Genomic DNA, 15,810 nt, shown 5'->3' on the forward strand with positions numbered 1-15,810 from the left:
TCAATTGTGGATCTCGAAGGAGATTGCGTCGAGGACTTCCTCGCACTTGCCGATCGCGTCCTTCTCCGAACTGCCCGATGCGACGACGTACATGCCAACGGCGTTGCGTTCATGGCTGTCGGTCTGCTCGACAATCGTGTCACCGACGGTCGATTTGAAATTGAGCCGCAGATCGGACCGATCCTCGAATTGCCCGGCGCCCCGGATCGCGACGATGCGCCCGGCAGGCGGCAGGAAATAGCGCACGGCCGCGCCACCGCTACCCGACCCAGTGGTGGCGGCGTAGCCGGGCAACCGCAGTCGCCGCAGCGCGACCAGCAGCGCCAGCCGGGTCACCTCGATGCCGGAGGCCAACCGCATCAGCTCGGGCAGTCGGGAACCCCCGATCCGGCTCTGCGTCTCGATCACGGCGGGGCCGCTGTCGGTGATCATCACCTCGGTGTGCGCCGGACCGGTCACGATGCCGAGGCAGTCCAGCAGGTCGAAGACGAGAGCTATGGTGTCCTCGGTGTGGTGGCCCAGATCGCCGGGAATCGAATGACCGGCCTCGAGTCGGCCGATCATATGTTTGCGCGTGATGGCGAGGACCAGATGGTTCCTGTCGATCGTCAGGGTGTCGACGCTGAATTCGGCTCCGCGAGCTCGTTGTTCGACCAGCACCTCCCGATAGCCGCGCCGTGCGAATTCCGACCACACGGCAGGCGCGTTCGCCGGATCGACGTAGTGCACGTCGCGGCTGCCGGTGGCGTCGACGGGTTTGGCGACCACATCGCCGCCGAGCTCGGCGACCGCATGGGCGAATTCCGCGGGCGTCGTGCAGGTTCGGTATTCGAGAGTGGGTACACCGTTGTGCCGCATGAGTTTTCGCATCGTCGGCTTGTGCACCGACGAATACACCGCCGGAACCGAGTTGCCCGCGAGACCCAGTATCGCGTTGAGCCTGGCCGCGGCGAGTAGACCGTCCTCGTCGAGCGAGACGACCGCCGTCGGTGGCCGCGACAGCGCGGACTCCAGGACCGCGGCCTCCACGCTCGGGTAGTTCCCGAGGAAGTCCAGGTCGTGGAAGGCGGTGACCAGGCCGGGCAGCGCCGGATCGAAGTTGGCGCGGCGGGTGTCGTGGATCAACTCGACGTCGATGTCCTCGTCCCGCGCGATCCGCAGGATGTCGGCGTTGCCGCCGATGACGACGATCGCCTGCCGATCACCGGTCGCTGAACAGCTGTTCATCGTCCTCCTTCCGCTTGGCGGCTGCCTCGGCCGCACTGATCCCGCCCTGCCGCAGAATGTGCAGGGTCTCGTTGACCTCGGCGACGCAGCGGTCCAGATCGGCCGCGATGACCTCCGGGTTCGGCGTCCAGGTCGCCTCCTGCAGATACCGTTCGAGCAGGTAGGCCGACCGGCGCGCCCGATGCCGCGCCAGTTCGAAGAACTGCGATTCGATCTCCGCCGAAACGGCGCCCGCGTCCTCGCGCACCAGCGGATAGAAACGGTTCGGGTCGGGAAAGGTGGCGTCGACAGGATCGAAGGCGCTGGCCATCGTCACCCGCTCGCCCGGCGTGCGCAAACTGGATGCCCGATGCAGCACCGCGGCGCCCTGGAGCAGCACCGCCCACCCGGCTCGCACCAAACCGGGAGTGACGATGCGGGATTCGGGCACCTCCTCGCCGGCATCGAGGAACGCGCGCCCCAGATTGCGTGGACCGTCGAAGAATTGGAAGTCGCCGCCGTCGAGGTCGGCGGTGTCGAAGACGTTCACGACCAGCACGATGCTGTTGGTGTCGCAGTGCCATTTGACCGCGGGCAGCACCGGATCGGCAGGCGGAATGTTGAGGTGCCCCAGCTCGTGGGACAGGTAGGTCGGCAGGACAGCCACGCCCAGCACGGACTGGATGAACTCGTGCAGGCAGGGTGAACCGATCAGATCGCGGATATAGGCGTTGCGATGCACGGTCCCGCGCACCATCGCCCCGGTGGCCGCGGGCTTGACAGCGGTCGATGCGCCGGAATCGCCGTTCAGCACGGTCGATTTCAGGGTTCGCACCACGTGCTGCAACTTCTCGACGCCGCGTGGGCTGAACATCCGGAACGGCGCGGTGACCGCGATATCGGCGGGGAAGCGGGCCTGGATGCGCGGTGAATATCCGAGCTGCGCCATCGTCGTGTGCGCGGCCGGTCGTCGCAGATCCAGATCGGTCGCCGGATCGAACACGATCTCGGGAGCGACGCTGCGATAGCGGGGATGCGGCGGATGCGGACCGCTGACGTCGATCATGCTCGACTGCTCCTGTCGGTGGCGAATTGTTCCCGGTTCAGGCCGGCTTCACACCAGCCGCGCAGCACCGCGTCGACCGCGTCCTCGAAGCCGCGGTCGATGCCTGTCGTGCGGTTGATGTGCAGATGCATCAGTGACCGAGCGATGGTGAGGAGGCTGCGGTCGCGACGCTGCTCGAGCAGTGTGCGCCGGTAGCGCTCCTGGGTGGCGCGCCAGCGCTCGATGACCGGCCCGGACCGAGTGAAACTCGCGCGCCGGTCCGCGAATTGCGCGATGTACCAATGCCTGTCGGCGCGGAATACTTCTCGGCGGTGATCCCGATCGAGGGCCGCGCACAGCTGCTCGCGCCAGGACGCACCGAGGATCGCCTCGGCGATGCTCGCGGTCCGGACGGCGACCGCGAGCAGGTTCTCGCGATCGAGAGCTCGGTTGTCCGCGGCGGCGGACACCGCCAGCACGCTGTCGGCGTGGAATACCGATTCGGCCGCGGGCATGGCCTGCGGCCCGCCGTAGCGATGGAGTTCGGGCACGTATCCGGCCAGCACCACGGCGCGGCAGAGACGTTCGGCTCGTAGCGAATCGAGCACCGCGTGGACCGCGAGTTCGGTGCGCCGCCCGAATCCGCCGGAATCCGGTTCCACCCGGATTCTGAGATGGTCGCCGTCGGCGTCGCGATACCGCACGAAGAACCACCGCGGCCCGACACCCTGCGCGCCACCGGGCAGTGCCGCCGCGAATCGCCGCAGCACCTCGTCCTGATGTGCCACGGCCGCATACACCTTGAAATACAGCCAGGCTCCCGACACGGCACGCTCGCGGGCCGTGGACCGATACAGCTCGACATGCGGTCGCGCGGGTGAGACCGGCGGCTGCGGCGTGTAGGAGAAGACGAGTTCGGTGATATGCCCACCGGCGCCATCGATTCCGTCGAAATCGAGAATCGACTCCACGATCCAAGGATCGCGGCCCTGCGCCAGTTCCTGGCGCAACACCTCGACATCGAGCCCGCTCGCGGTGTCGACGCTGGTCCCCTGATCGCCGCGGGGGACTTCGACATAGCGCGGCAACCCGGCCGCGCGGGCCCATTCGGTGAAGCCCGGACCCCAAGCCGTCCGGTCGGCCACGACAGCGCGCAGCGCCATCGGCAACCGCCATTGGCGCCGCCGCAGGACGGTGTTCCGATACCGCACGCGGGGCAGCGACATCCGTGTCGACGTCAGCATCCCCCACGACCATTCGCCGAGCAGGGCCGCGTCGAATCCGGACAGATCCCACAGCAATCGGGCGATTCGCGGGGCGGCATGCACGAGACTGCGCATATCCTCGCGAACCACTCGTAGCGGTCGCGGGTCGTCGGCCGTCGCCACGCACAACCGCGCACCGTCGGAATACACGACGACGTCCCGGATCGGGATTTCGCCGCTGCCCCGAATCCGGTCTATCGCGATGCGCAGCGGGGCGACGCGGGCGCCGGTGCGCGCTACCGCGGCGTCGTTGCCCGCGAAGGGCTCGAAGGCGAGCCCGGCCACGCGGTCTCCCATGGCCCGCACCTCGTCGGTGACCGCCCGCACGTATCGCTCGTCGAGCAGATGGCGGAATCGTCCGGCCACCGCGCCGAGACTGGGCGAACCCGTGGTCGATCGGATCAAGGTGAAGGGCCGGGCAGTGGCGTGGGTTTGTTCGGGCAGGGCGAGGTGGAATCCGATATCGCCGGGGGAATCGGCTTGGACCCCGGTGACACCGGCCAGCATCTCCACCATGTTGTCGGTGAGTTCGAACTCCGAGCGGCTGTGATCGCCACGAGCGGACAGCAATTCGGCCAGCAGTTCGCTGCGGTCCCGCAACGGTCCGGACGCGGGTCCGAAACTCGGTGCCGCGGAACGGTAGTGGTCCGGATAGCCGATCCCGGCCGCGCCGTCGACAACCTCCAGGATCGGCACGGCGTGTGCGACACCGAATTGCTCACGGAAGCGCCGGTGGTAGTCGGTGAGCGCCGTCGATCGGATCGACGGCGGGCAGATTCGCGCCATCGCCTCGATGGCGTGCCGCGCTTCCGCGGCGACCGCGTCGGCGATGCGCAGCGGCGCAACGACTTTCAGGTCCGGCACCACGGCCGCCGACGCATTCGACGGACCGGTCGCGACGAGGAAGCCCAGCGCCGTCAACTCACGCACGTCCGAACCGATCTCGGATGCGTCGGCCCCCAACCGATGCGTGGTCTCGGCGATCAGGTCCCCGGTGCGAATCGGGGAGCCCGCCAGCGTCAGAATCGCGTCGACGGTGCCCGATGCGCGCAGCATGATCGCTCCGTCGCCGCGCCGCTTACCGGCCGCGGCGACGTCGTCGTCCAGTGTCCACAACTCGCCGCGCCGGACCGCACAGTAGTTCGTCACCAGCACTGCCGGATTCGAGCCCGCCGCGCCGGATCTCCTCGCCTCGACCGCCTCGAACCGGGGCGGGCCGACCGCGGTCGATTCGGCGCCGACGATCGCTGTTCCCACCCCGGCGAAGAGCCCGAAAGGCACAGTGCGGCAGCGGAAGCGGATCTCATAGCGACGCAGCGACACCGCAGCACTGCGAATACGCTTCGCGGGCACCGACTTTCCCGCCGCGACCTGCTCCACCACGGCGGACAGTTGCGGGCTCGCTACCGCCACCGCCCGCATGAACGCTGTGTCGTGCACTTTCGCGACCAAATAATCCGTTGCCGCGCCGGCGAATTCGAAGCCGCCACGATCGTCGGTCCCCTCGGCCGCTGCCGCGCCCGCCAGCCGCACGAGCACGGTGTCGAGCACCCTGATCACCATGGCCGCCTCACCTCTCCCTCTGCCGAATACTCGAGCCGCGGAACTCCCGCGTGGCCACGAAGACAACCGATCCCGCCATCCCCACCGCAGAGACAACCAACGCGGTGCGGGTGTCGGCGACGGTCGCCAGTACACCGCCGGTCGCGGCGCCGAGCGGCATGACGCCCCAGATCACCCACCGAATCGAGGCGTTCATCCGCCCCAGCAGCTCCGGCGGGCACACGCTCTGCCGGAAACTGGTCTGGGCGATGCTGAAAACCATCGCGGTGAAGCTGCTCGCGAACAGGCCCGCCGCGACCACCAGCACACCCGCGCCGTGGAATCCGAGCGGAACCAGGATCACCACCCAGCCGAAGCTGGACTTCATCTTCCACAGCGTCGTCAGGTCGCCGTATCGGGCGATGAGCCGCCCGCCGACCACTGCGCCAAGGACACCCCCGATACTTCCGGCACCCAACGTCGCTCCGGTGATCGCCGCGGACGCGTGCAGATCCTTGGAAACGAAAACGACGACGAGCGCGGTCCGCATCGAGACAAAGAAGTTGGTGACGCCCAGGCACAGGGTGATACGCCGAAGTATCCGATGGGTGAAGACGAATTCGAGGCCGGCCCGGATCTCGCCCAACAATCGCCGCCGCGGGGGTCGAGCCGGCCGGTCGCGGACTCGGAAGGAACTGAGCAGCGCCCCCGACCCGACGAAGGTGACACAGTTGAACACGACAGCCAGCGGCGCTCCGATGAGCCCGACGACCACCCCGCCGATACTCGGCCCGAGCACTTCGCTGACCGACGGCGGAATCGCCATCCGGGCGTTCGCATGGACCAGGCCCGATCGCGGGACGATCGAAGGAATGATGCTCTGGTAGGCCAAGGTGAACAGCACCGTCAGACAGCCGCTGACGAAAGTCACCGCCCACAGCAGCGGCAACGACAGCAGATGCAGTGCCCACGCGATCGGGATGGCCATCGTCACCAGTGCGCGCCCGATATCGGCCGCGATCATGATCAGCCGGTGATCATGATTGTCGACGAAAACGCCGAACGGCAACGCACACAGCAGAAAAGCGGCCGCGGGCAGCGCGGTCAGGATCGAGACCTCGAGCGGATCGGCCGACAGCATCCGCAGCGCGATCAACGGCATCGCCAGCGTCGACACCGCGGTGCCCAGCTCACTGACCATCGAGCCCGCCCACACCCGCCGAAACGGGGTCCGGTTCCACGCCTCGGTCGAGGTCATATCACACCTGCGGGGAGAAACCGCTCGCGTGTGCCGAATAATTCGCGGTCGAGTCGAATGCCGCGATCGGCAAATTCTGCGGTGCGCCGATCGACATGCCGACGTACGGCGATCGAGTCGAAAAGGCGAAAGTCCTCGAACGATGTGACGCCACCTGCCACCGCAGGTTCGAACAACAATCGGGGACAAGGTGAGCCGTGGCGGATTCCCAGCGAATTGGAGAACGTCGCGCGCAGCACACGCAGACGTTTCCAAGTATTCCTGCAATGCTCGGCCGGTGCCCGAGTCGTCATCGGACCCATCACATCGCGGTGGGTAGTGAATCACGCGACGAGTTCGACCGCTCGTTGACCACCGAATGACAATCGGATTCGGCGACAACCGGAATCATTCGATTGGATTTGTTCACACCGGACTCCTTCGGGGATCGGCCTGCGCCGAGGGTGCGGCGCTACGCGCCGCACCCTACAAACGATCCTGCAGTACCGACTCAGCTGCGAGCGAAGTCGGTGATCTGCGCGAAGTCGGTAATCTGGGCAACATCGGTGATCTGCGCGAAGTCAGTGATCTGCGCAACGTCAGTGATCTGCGCGAAATCGGTAATCTGCGCAATATCGGTGATCTGCGCAATATCGGTGATGCCCGCATAGTCTGTGATATCGCATGCAGCGCCACCAGAAACGGAGTTCGAGGTGCGAACGTATTCGATTGCCATCGTATTGCTCCTTGCAGATATGTACCAGCACCCGAAATGCTGGAACATAGTAAGTATTCACGGATTTGACACGAATATTCTGCGCGCAGAGTGCAGCTGATTCGGAGGTGATCGGCCGTCCGAATTCATCGGTCGCAACAGGCGGAGCTCTCACAATCGGCGCATTCCGAAAAGTGAAAGTATCCCCCTATCAAGACTTCTGATATCGCCGGGATACGTTCTGTGACCCGGGCGACACCAACAGTACGTCGCGAAGAGAAATAATGTCAAGAGTGATCTTCGGTTCGGACAAACCAACTGTAGCCTCGCGACTACGGATGACACTCTGCGCCACCGGCTTTCGTTCTCGCATAGGTATCACCTCTGTCCAACCATGCGAGATGCCTTGCGCTGCAGCCCAATCGGATGTCGCACCGGACGACCGGCATTCCGAACCGGAATTCAGTTGGCAGTTTTATGAAATCTCAACGAACGAATAGTATTTTGCGCATGAACTCGCCCATGTCGCGAGTTCACCGCGATTCGCGTGTCACGGTCCCCCATCGGACACAAGCACTACGCGCACAGGCGCGCCGCTTCGGCGGTGATCACCTGCGGCAGGCCGAGCTGCCCGCACACCTCCCCCGCCCATCGAATCCACCGGCTCGCACTCCCGCTATACCTCGTTCGTCCCACGCGCCGGTCGTAATCGACTGTGGCACAACCGGACCGACCGGTTCGAGACCGAGTTCGGGCCGCTGCGAACCTACGTGATCGACGGTTCGACCATCCCGATGACACCGACGTGGCATTCTTGCCGGAAGGTATCGACTTCGGGAGGGATGCGGTGGTAATCCCATTGCGCGACATCGGGTATGTGCTCATGGGGCTTGGATGGGATCCCGTGCGCGAGTGGTATCGGGAACGCGCGATCGACCTGAACGCCGCCGCGCTGCTGTATTCCGGCACCGGTCTGCGCGAGGTGGTCTACCACGAGCGACTCGATTCGCCGGATGGGTCGGTGCGGCTGCACGGTGACAGCCTCGACGGCGTGGGTCCCGGTGACGACGAGGTCATCTCCGTCGACCTGACTCGCCTGCCCGGCGACATCACCGCGATCCTGTTGCTGGTGACGAGTCACTCCGAACAGACCTTCGCCGAAGTGCGAAATGTGTTCTGCCGCTTGGTCGATGGTAGCACCGGAGCGGAGATCGCGCGCTACGACCCGAGTGGCGTCCCCGCTACCGGGCTCGTCGTGGGCGCCCTGGTGCGCGCGTCCGGCGGCTGGGAGTTCCGCGAGATCAACGAGGGCGTCCACGCGCGTCATCCCGCCGAGGCCGTTCCATATCTCACCCGGTACCTCACGTAAGCGAGCATCCCCAGTTGTCCAGGGGGACAACGGGATCAGACAGAGCGGGTTCGTCGATGCCGCTCGGTCACACCGGGTCGAGGTCGTTGATCCGTTCGGTGGGTTTGGTTGCGCGGCGGCCTGCGTGGTGGATGCCGACACCGACGATGAGGACGACCAGCAGGGCCGCGCTGGTGCCCAGGGTCCCGAATCCGAGCCCGCCGTTGGCATGGGGTTTGGACAGCAGGTCGCCGACGGTGGCCCCCAGGGGGCGGGTGAGGACGAAGGCGACCCAGAACAGGAGCACTCCCGACATATTGGTCAGGTAGCGCATCGCCAGGATTGCCATCATGACGGCCGCGATCAGTGTGGCGCCTGCCCAGTATCCGAGCCCGGAACTGTCGGACAGATAGTCTCCGACCGACGTGCCGAGGGTATTGGACAGCAGGATCGCCGACCAGTACAGGATCTCTCCACGCAAGCCGGTGATCGCGGAAACGTCATAGGTTTGCCCGCTCAGTTTCCAGATCACGAAAACAATTGCCAGACCGGCGATCAGGATCGCGGCACCGGCCCCGTAGCCGAGGCCGCCGTCGGTCGAAGTGCCCGATCCGGGGCCGCGGTTGAGCAGATCGGAGATGGTCGTTCCCGCAGTGCTGGTCGCGCCGATGACCGTCCAATACAGACCCGGATGGAACTGCCGGACCCGCAACTGGGTGCACAGCGCGACCCCGAAGATCGTAAGAAACAGCGCCGACGCGGCCGCGTAGCCCAAATGCAGTGTTTGGGCGAGCAGGTCGCCGCCGGTTTCACCGAGCGTGGTCGCCGCGATCTTCAGCACCCAGAAGCCGGCCGTCACCTGAGGCAGTTTGTAGTTGCGATGCGCCACCACGGTCATACGCTGATCTCTTTCCGCCGAAACCCGATTCGAGAAACACGCGACAGCTTGTCAGCCGGCTCCTGAGAACACGCTGAGATCGTTGACGCGACACGGCAACCGGCCCGCGACCAGCGCCGCAGGTCGTCCAACCGGCAGTCGTGAATTCCGGCCTTCCCGCGGAAGATCCGACACGTCCGCCGCGAATTCCGGCCGCTCCGCGATTTCGACCACCGCCTCGGCCACGGCGAAGGCCTCCTTCGGACCACCCGCGCCCTCGGCGCGCTCGGGCTGCGCAGGGGACACGGCGGCGTGCCTGACCGACAGCTCGTCCTAGGCCGTGGCCATCAGGCTTGCGATCCACCTGCTCGGCTGCTGCCAGCGCATCGGCAGCCGATGTTCGCCGAGATCACGGCGGTTCGCAACGCTCCGCAGATGCCCGAAGGTGACCCCAACTCGCGCCGGCCCCGCGCCACCCCTGGTCCACACGCGCGGCCGCGCCACCGAAAGACGACACGTAGCGAAAAGCCAGGGCGGCCTATGTGCCAGTCCGGCGACAACCGCGGCTGCTCCGAACCCGGCGCCCGCGACGGTCCGAGTCGTGCGATCGAGATCACCCTACCGATAGTCTGCAAAAGTAGTCTACGAATATAAGCTAACCGCTGACCGCTTCCAGCTGCCGATCGGAGAACTTTCGTGAGAACCCTCCCCCGAACCGTCGCTCGCCCCCTGTTGGCGGCCGTACTCGCCGGATCCCTGGTTGCCGCCGCGGCATGCACCGACCAGGACGCGACCACATCCGCGCCGAGCGCCGCGCGGTCCGAACCGACCGACCGAATCGACACCACCGAACTCCAGCGCGACGCCGACGCGATTCGCGATGTCGGCGTGACCGGCGTGCAGGCCCGGCTGGTGCGTGCCGATGGTGGAAATGCGGTGGTGACCAGCGGTGTCGCCGATCTCGCGGGCAAGAGTCCGGTTCCGGGCGACGGATACTTCCGGATGGCCAGTGCCACAAAGACTTTCACAGCCACCGTGGTCCTGCAGCTGGTCGGCGATGGCAAGCTGGCACTGCAGGACACGGTCGAGAAATGGTTGCCTGGCGCCATTCGGGGCAATGGCAACGATGGCACGAGAATCACTGTGCGCCACCTGCTCAACCACACCAGCGGGCTTGCCGACGCCCTCAATATGGGTTCGCGCCTGCCGACCCCCGACGCCTATCGGCAGCACGCCAACGATGTCGAGACTCCAGGGGAGCTGGTGGCCGCGGCCGTGCGGAATGAACCCGACTTCGTCCCTGGAGCCGGCTGGAACTACAACAACACCGGCTATCTGCTGCTCGGCATGATCATCGGCAAGGTCACCGGCAAGCAATGGTACGAGGAGGTCGCGAGCCGAATCATCGAGCCGCTCGCTCTGAAAGGCACCAGCTATCCGGGTGGGGCGACCACGATCCCCGACCCGCACGCCAAGGCGTACGTCCAATGGCCGACGGGCGGGCTGATCGACACCACCGAGAACCGGCTCGCCGAACTGGTCGGACCGGCGGGCGCACTGACCACCACGACCGCCGACCTCAACACGTTCTTCCGGGCGCTGCTCGGTGGCAAACTCCTGCGCCCCGAGCAACTCGCCGAGATGAAGCGCACCGTGGACACCGCCGAGGAGATCCGGGCGGTTTGGCCCGGCGCGCGCTACGGACTCGGACTGTTCTCGGTCGAATTATCTTGCGGCGGAAGGTATTGGATGCACGGCGGTGACAATGCCGGCTACAAGACCCGCGACGGCGTCACGGACGACGGCGCCCGCAGCGTCGTCGTCTCCATGTCGACGATGTTCCAAGACGGCACGCAGCGCCCCACCGACCAGGAGAACGCCGCACTGGCGCTGGTCGATCACGCGCTGTGCCGCCGGTGAGCGACGGGACCGGAGGAGGCAGCGCAGCGTGACCACGGAGGGACCCGCGAACGCCGCAATCAGACACCGCTACATCGTGGCACCCAATCACGTTCCAACCGAGGGGAATTCAGCAATGCGAACAATCCGTCGCGGTCTGTGTGCGCTGCTGGTCGTCGCATCGGCCATCGCGTCGACCGGCTGCCGGGACACCACCGCAGCACCGATACAACCACCGGCCGACCGTGCCGTTCTGCGACAAGCCATGGTGGACATGGTGCGTGCGGGCGCGGTCGGCGTGCAGTTGCGCGTGCACGACGATTCCGGGGACTGGACCGCGAGCGCGGGAGTATCAGAGCTCGGCAAGCCGGAACCGCCGTCCACCGACGGTCGATTCCGGATCGGCAGCATCACCAAGACTTTCGTGTCCACGGTGATCCTGCAACTGGTCGCCGAAGGCAGGTTGGGTCTCGACGATCCGGCAGACGAGCACCTCCCCGGATACGGTATCGACCGGCGGATCACCGTGCGAATGCTGTTGCAGCACACCAGCGGACTGTTCGACTACACCGGCGACCACAACTCCGACGGCGGGTTCGAGGCCGGAATCCCCTTGCAGGGAGCCGAATATGTCGATGCCAAGATGCGCGGGTACACCCTCGGCGAACTCGCTCGGCTCGCGTTGTCCAAACCGGCCCGGTTCGCGCCCGGCGAGCGCTGGCAGTACTCGAACACCAACTATGTGCTCGCCGGGCTGCTCATCGAAAAACTCACCGGCACACCGTATGCCACGCAGATCCGGACACGATTGCTGATACCTCTCGGGATGTCGGATACTTCGCTGCCCGGCGCCGAGCCCACCGTCGCCGGGCCGCACGCGCACGGCTACCTCGAATATCAGCGCGACGGGAGAACCGAACTGGCCGACATCACCGAACTGAACCCGTCGTGGGCCGGTTCCGCGGGGGAAATCATCTCCACCACAGCCGATCTCGACCGATTCCTGGCCGCGCTACTCGGCGGCCGGCTGCTCACACCGCAACTGCTGCAGGTCATGGGAACACCGTTCCCGGTGCCGGATCGGCCGGGTGGGTTCGGTTTGGGGCTGGTCGATCGCCGTGTCGGCCCGGACTGCGACGTCTACGGACACACCGGCGGTATACACGGTTACCTGTCGCAACTCTACGGCTCGAAGGACGGCGCTCGGCGCGTGGCGATGTCGATCACGCTGAACCAGGATCCGGATTCACAGGCGGGCGCGTTCATTCCCGCCGTGATGTCGATCCTGGGCACCTTGTGTCGATGATGCGGCGCAGGATATTTCGAGGTCAGCGGAATCTGCCGAGGGTCACCTCGAGCCAGTTCTCCAGCACATCCTCTTGACTGAAGATCGGCGCCTGTTCGATCGCCGCCCACAGTGCCGGGTGGCGGGCCGGGTCCTCGGCGAGCAACGCCTTGCCCTGCGCCCAGAACTCGACACTGTCCTCCCACCCGCCGGGCTGTCGCTGCACCGCCGCGCACCCGATCAGGAACCGGTTGACGTTGCCTGCCAACGCCACCGCGGTCCGCACCGGCAGCCCGGCCTCGGCGAGCAACGCCAGCATCCGATCCATGATCGCCAGACTCCGATCGGTCGATACCCCCAGTGCCGGATCCAGCAACCCCGGCCGATCGATCACGAACACCCGATACAGGTCGCGCACAATCTGTTCGAAGCCCTCGATACCACCGGCCTTCGGCATCGGAACCTGGCCGTGCGCATCCGCGACCAACGCCGCCAATAGCTCGGCCTTGTTGCCGAAATATCGGTACAACGCCATCGGATCCACTCCGAGCCTGGTCGCGACCGCGCGCATCGTCATCGCCTCCGCGCCCTGCTCCGCGATCACCGCCGCCGCGCCGTCGAGGATCATCGGCTTGTTCAGTGTCCCGCGCGGTGTCCGCCGCCGGGTCCGCTCCACCATGCATTCCTCCTCGCCGGGCGATGATCGACAATTGTCGACTACAACAGTAGATCCGACCGGCGCAGGCCGGTGGCCCCGGCTACAGCAACTGCGCCTGGATGAAGCCGTGAGCAGGACGGCGGTGCCGCCGATTTCGCCAATGATCAGTGCCGACATGAACGCGGTCGTGCCGCGGACAGGGTGGCGAAACTGGTTGTCGGTCTCGCCTCGCCAAGGAGCCATCCGCGTCGACCTGCCGCTGAGGTGGTTGCTCACCACCGTTTACAGCCTCATGCACGCCGCCGCGGCAGAGGTCAACACCGGACACCTCCCACACGCCGATGCCGCAGGCATACTCGAAGCCACCCTGCTACCCGTGTTGCGAGCGCCGGACCGGGCCACTCGGAGACGGTGAGCCGGGGAGAAGATGCGACCTCGGCTACCTTCGATGGTGTGCTGGAACGGTTGGAGCTGGAGAGTTTTCTGACGCTGGCCGAGGAGTTGCACTTCGGGCGTACAGCGGAGCGGCTGCATATTTCGCGTGCCAGGGTGAGTCAAACGATCCTCGCCATGGAGCGGCGCATCGGCGGCCGATTGTTCGATCGCACCAGCCGTACGGTGGCGCTCACCCCGCTCGGCGTTCGGTTGCGTGCGGATCTGGCGCCCGCCCACCGCATGATGGTGGAGGCGGTGACGCGGGCCAAGGCGACGGCGCGCGGAATCGCGGGCTGTCTGCGGGTCGGCTATCTCGGCGGTGCGGCGGGCACGCTGGCGCTCGAGGCGATCGGCGCGTTCACGCGCACGCACCCCGATATCGATGTGCGGGTGGAGCAGACGCGGATGGCCGATATGTTCGGGCCGCTGCGGCGCGCCGAGGTGGAGGTGCTGATCACCCAGTTCCCGGTGTGCGAGGCGGATTTGGTGCGCGGGCCGGTTCTGCTCCGGGTGCCGCGTCTGCTCGCCGTGCCCGCCGATCATCCGCTGGCGCGCCGGGACGGGGTTTCGCTGGAGGATCTGGCGCAGGGCGAGGTTTTCGCCTGTGCGGGTGCGGTGCCCGAGTATTGGCAACTGCACCTCGCGCCGGAGCGGACGCCGGGTGGCGTGCCCATCCGGCGCGGGCCGACGGCCGCGTCCATACCGGAGACATTGGCCATGATCGGGGCCGGACAAGGTATTTCGCCGGTGGGCGCGGATGTGCCGCGGCAGTACGCACCGCGCGGTGTGGTGTATGTGCCGTTCACCGATGCCGATCCGGTGGAGTACGGGGCGGTGTGGCGGGCCGATGGCGAGACCGCTTGTGTACGTGCCTTCGTCGCGGCGGCGGCCGAACTCGTCGCTATCGGTAAGCCCGGCTAACCGTTCGGTACGAATTGCGTGGCTGATTTCCGCCAGAAAACCCGGCACTCTAGACCGAGTGACGAATGATCTTGCCAGTCGGCCCGATACGGCCACAGCCACCCACCGTCGTGCCACCCCGGCGCTGATCGCCTTGGCGCTCGGCGCTTTCGCCGTCGGCACCACCGAGGTGGTGATCGCCGGACTACTACCCGAAGTGGCCGCCGACTTCGGAACCTCGCTGCCGGTAGCCGGGCTACTGGTCTCCGGATACGCACTCGGCATGGTGGTCGGCGCACCGCTACTGGCCGTACTCGGCAATCGGATGCCGCGCAAGCGAATGCTGCTCGCCCTGGTCGTACTCTTCACGGTGGCGAGCCTTTTGAGCGCGCTCGCACCCGGATACGCGGCGCTCATGGTGGGACGGGTGGGTTCGGCGCTGGCGGGCGGGGCCTTCGTCGGCGTGGCGGCAGCGGTGGCAGCGGCACTGGTCGGGCCGCAACGCAGGGCCAGTGCCATCGCCACCGTCTTCATGGGATTGAGCCTGGCCAATGTGCTCGGCGTGCCCGCGAGCACCGCGCTCGGCCAGGCACTCGGCTGGCGGGCGGCCTTCGTGGCGATCACCGCGATCGGTGTGGTGGTGTGGTTCGCGCTGGCGCTGCTGGTGCCCGCGGTGCGGGTTCCCGGCGGCGACCTGCGTGCGGAACTCGCCGTGTTCCGGCGCGGCCGGGTGTGGATCTCCCTGGCGGCCACCGCTTTCGGATGGGCGCCTTTCCTGACGGTGCTCACCTACGTGACGCCGCTGCTTACCGATATCACCGGATTCGACGCGCGCACAGTGCCGCTCGTGCTGGTGGTGGTCGGTGTCGGCATGGTCATCGGCACCCCGGTCGCGGGGCGGCTGGCCGATCGGGCGCTGTTGCCGACGCTGTATGGGACCTTGGGCGGGTTCGCGCTGGCCTCGGCGGCGCTGCTGGTATTGGTGCACAGCAAACCCGGTGCGCTGCTCGGCTTTCTGATCTTCGGGGCGGTCGGCGCCGCGGTCATCCCGCCCTTGCAGGCAAAGGTGCTCGAAACCGCCCGCGGGGCGGATAATTTGGCCTCGGCGTCGAATGTGTCGGCCTTCAATATCGGCAATGGGGGCGGACCGATGCTGGCGGGCGCGGCGCTCTCGGCCGGGGCCGGATCCACCGCACCGCTGTGGATCGCCGCACTGCTCGCCCTCGTCGGGCTCGGCTGCGCTGCGCTGGTGCGGTAGCGACAGGGTTGCGATCGGTGACAGCACTGCCGAGATTCGGGCGCACAGCTCCCGTGACCGGTTGACGTCGGCGTCGTTCCTGGCCGCGGCGCCGAGTTCGAGCGGTTCCGGAGGTTCGGGGCGACGCCGCCGATCCGGCA

The 15,810-nt window shown here is 66.5% G+C and carries 14 protein-coding genes; 5 read left to right on the plus strand and 9 right to left on the minus strand.

The window, feature by feature from the left end:
• The 6 genes from D5S18_RS25830 to D5S18_RS25850 all read right to left on the minus strand — a co-directional run bounded on the left by D5S18_RS25830 (position 1) and on the right by D5S18_RS25850 (position 7,031).
• Positions 1-1,227 (minus strand): ATP-grasp domain-containing protein, encoded by a 1,227-nt coding sequence (locus D5S18_RS25830; protein ID WP_120043696.1) that lies wholly within the window; start codon positions 1,225-1,227, stop codon positions 1-3.
• Positions 1,202-2,272, minus strand: coding sequence for a hypothetical protein (locus tag D5S18_RS25835; RefSeq protein ID WP_120043697.1), 1,071 nt, complete (start codon positions 2,270-2,272; stop codon positions 1,202-1,204). Before D5S18_RS25835 ends, D5S18_RS25830 begins: the two co-directional genes overlap by 26 nt.
• Positions 2,269-5,079: a lantibiotic dehydratase gene (locus D5S18_RS25840; RefSeq protein ID WP_120043698.1), complete on the minus strand. Its 2,811-nt coding sequence runs from the start codon at positions 5,077-5,079 to the stop codon at positions 2,269-2,271. The genes D5S18_RS25835 and D5S18_RS25840 overlap by 4 nt, the downstream gene beginning before the upstream one ends.
• 7 nt (positions 5,080-5,086) lie before the next feature.
• The gene (locus tag D5S18_RS25845) at positions 5,087-6,316 is read right to left on the minus strand and encodes an MFS transporter (RefSeq protein ID WP_120043699.1); all 1,230 of its coding nucleotides are present in this window, start codon (positions 6,314-6,316) and stop codon (positions 5,087-5,089) included.
• Complete coding sequence (locus tag D5S18_RS34545; RefSeq protein WP_158607963.1) at positions 6,313-6,609, minus strand: hypothetical protein; 297 nt, start codon at positions 6,607-6,609, stop codon at positions 6,313-6,315. The genes D5S18_RS25845 and D5S18_RS34545 overlap by 4 nt, the downstream gene beginning before the upstream one ends.
• 197 nt (positions 6,610-6,806) lie before the next feature.
• Positions 6,807-7,031 (minus strand): hypothetical protein, encoded by a 225-nt coding sequence (locus D5S18_RS25850; RefSeq protein WP_120043700.1) that lies wholly within the window; start codon positions 7,029-7,031, stop codon positions 6,807-6,809.
• A gap of 826 nt (positions 7,032-7,857) precedes the next feature.
• Here D5S18_RS25850 and D5S18_RS25855 point away from each other — a divergent pair.
• Positions 7,858-8,379 carry a TerD family protein gene (locus D5S18_RS25855; RefSeq protein ID WP_239004002.1) on the plus strand — a complete coding sequence of 174 codons (522 nt, stop codon included), beginning with the start codon at positions 7,858-7,860 and terminating at the stop codon, positions 8,377-8,379.
• A gap of 67 nt (positions 8,380-8,446) precedes the next feature.
• Here D5S18_RS25855 and D5S18_RS25860 read toward each other — a convergent pair whose 3' ends face one another.
• A complete protein-coding gene (locus D5S18_RS25860) occupies positions 8,447-9,247 on the minus strand; it encodes a COG4705 family protein (protein WP_120044063.1) in 801 nt (266 codons plus the stop codon).
• Positions 9,248-9,307: 60 nt separating this feature from the next.
• A complete protein-coding gene (locus D5S18_RS35035) occupies positions 9,308-9,481 on the minus strand; it encodes a hypothetical protein (protein WP_158607964.1) in 174 nt (57 codons plus the stop codon).
• 450 nt (positions 9,482-9,931) lie between these two features.
• Here D5S18_RS35035 and D5S18_RS25870 point away from each other — a divergent pair, with 450 nt between their 5' ends.
• Positions 9,932-11,155 (plus strand): serine hydrolase domain-containing protein, encoded by a 1,224-nt coding sequence (locus tag D5S18_RS25870; RefSeq protein ID WP_120043702.1) that lies wholly within the window; start codon positions 9,932-9,934, stop codon positions 11,153-11,155.
• Between the two features lie 115 nt (positions 11,156-11,270).
• Positions 11,271-12,440, plus strand: a complete 1,170-nt coding sequence (locus D5S18_RS25875) for a serine hydrolase domain-containing protein (RefSeq protein ID WP_120043703.1) — start codon at positions 11,271-11,273, stop codon at positions 12,438-12,440.
• A 22-nt stretch (positions 12,441-12,462) separates the two neighbouring features.
• On the opposite strand, the gene D5S18_RS25880 is transcribed toward D5S18_RS25875, so the two are convergent.
• The gene (locus D5S18_RS25880; RefSeq protein ID WP_158607965.1) at positions 12,463-13,098 is read right to left on the minus strand and encodes a TetR/AcrR family transcriptional regulator; all 636 of its coding nucleotides are present in this window, start codon (positions 13,096-13,098) and stop codon (positions 12,463-12,465) included.
• A gap of 390 nt (positions 13,099-13,488) precedes the next feature.
• Between D5S18_RS25880 and D5S18_RS25885 the strand changes: the two genes are divergently transcribed.
• Positions 13,489-14,433: a LysR family transcriptional regulator gene (locus tag D5S18_RS25885; protein ID WP_203236912.1), complete on the plus strand. Its 945-nt coding sequence runs from the start codon at positions 13,489-13,491 to the stop codon at positions 14,431-14,433.
• Between the two features lie 58 nt (positions 14,434-14,491).
• On the plus strand, positions 14,492-15,670 hold the full coding sequence (locus D5S18_RS25890; protein ID WP_203236913.1) for an MFS transporter: 1,179 nt from the start codon (positions 14,492-14,494) through the stop codon (positions 15,668-15,670).
• The last annotated feature ends 140 nt before the right edge of the window (positions 15,671-15,810 follow it).

The sequence above is a fragment of the Nocardia panacis genome, assembly GCF_003598715.1.
Classification (GTDB): Bacteria; Actinomycetota; Actinomycetes; order Mycobacteriales; family Mycobacteriaceae; genus Nocardia; species Nocardia panacis.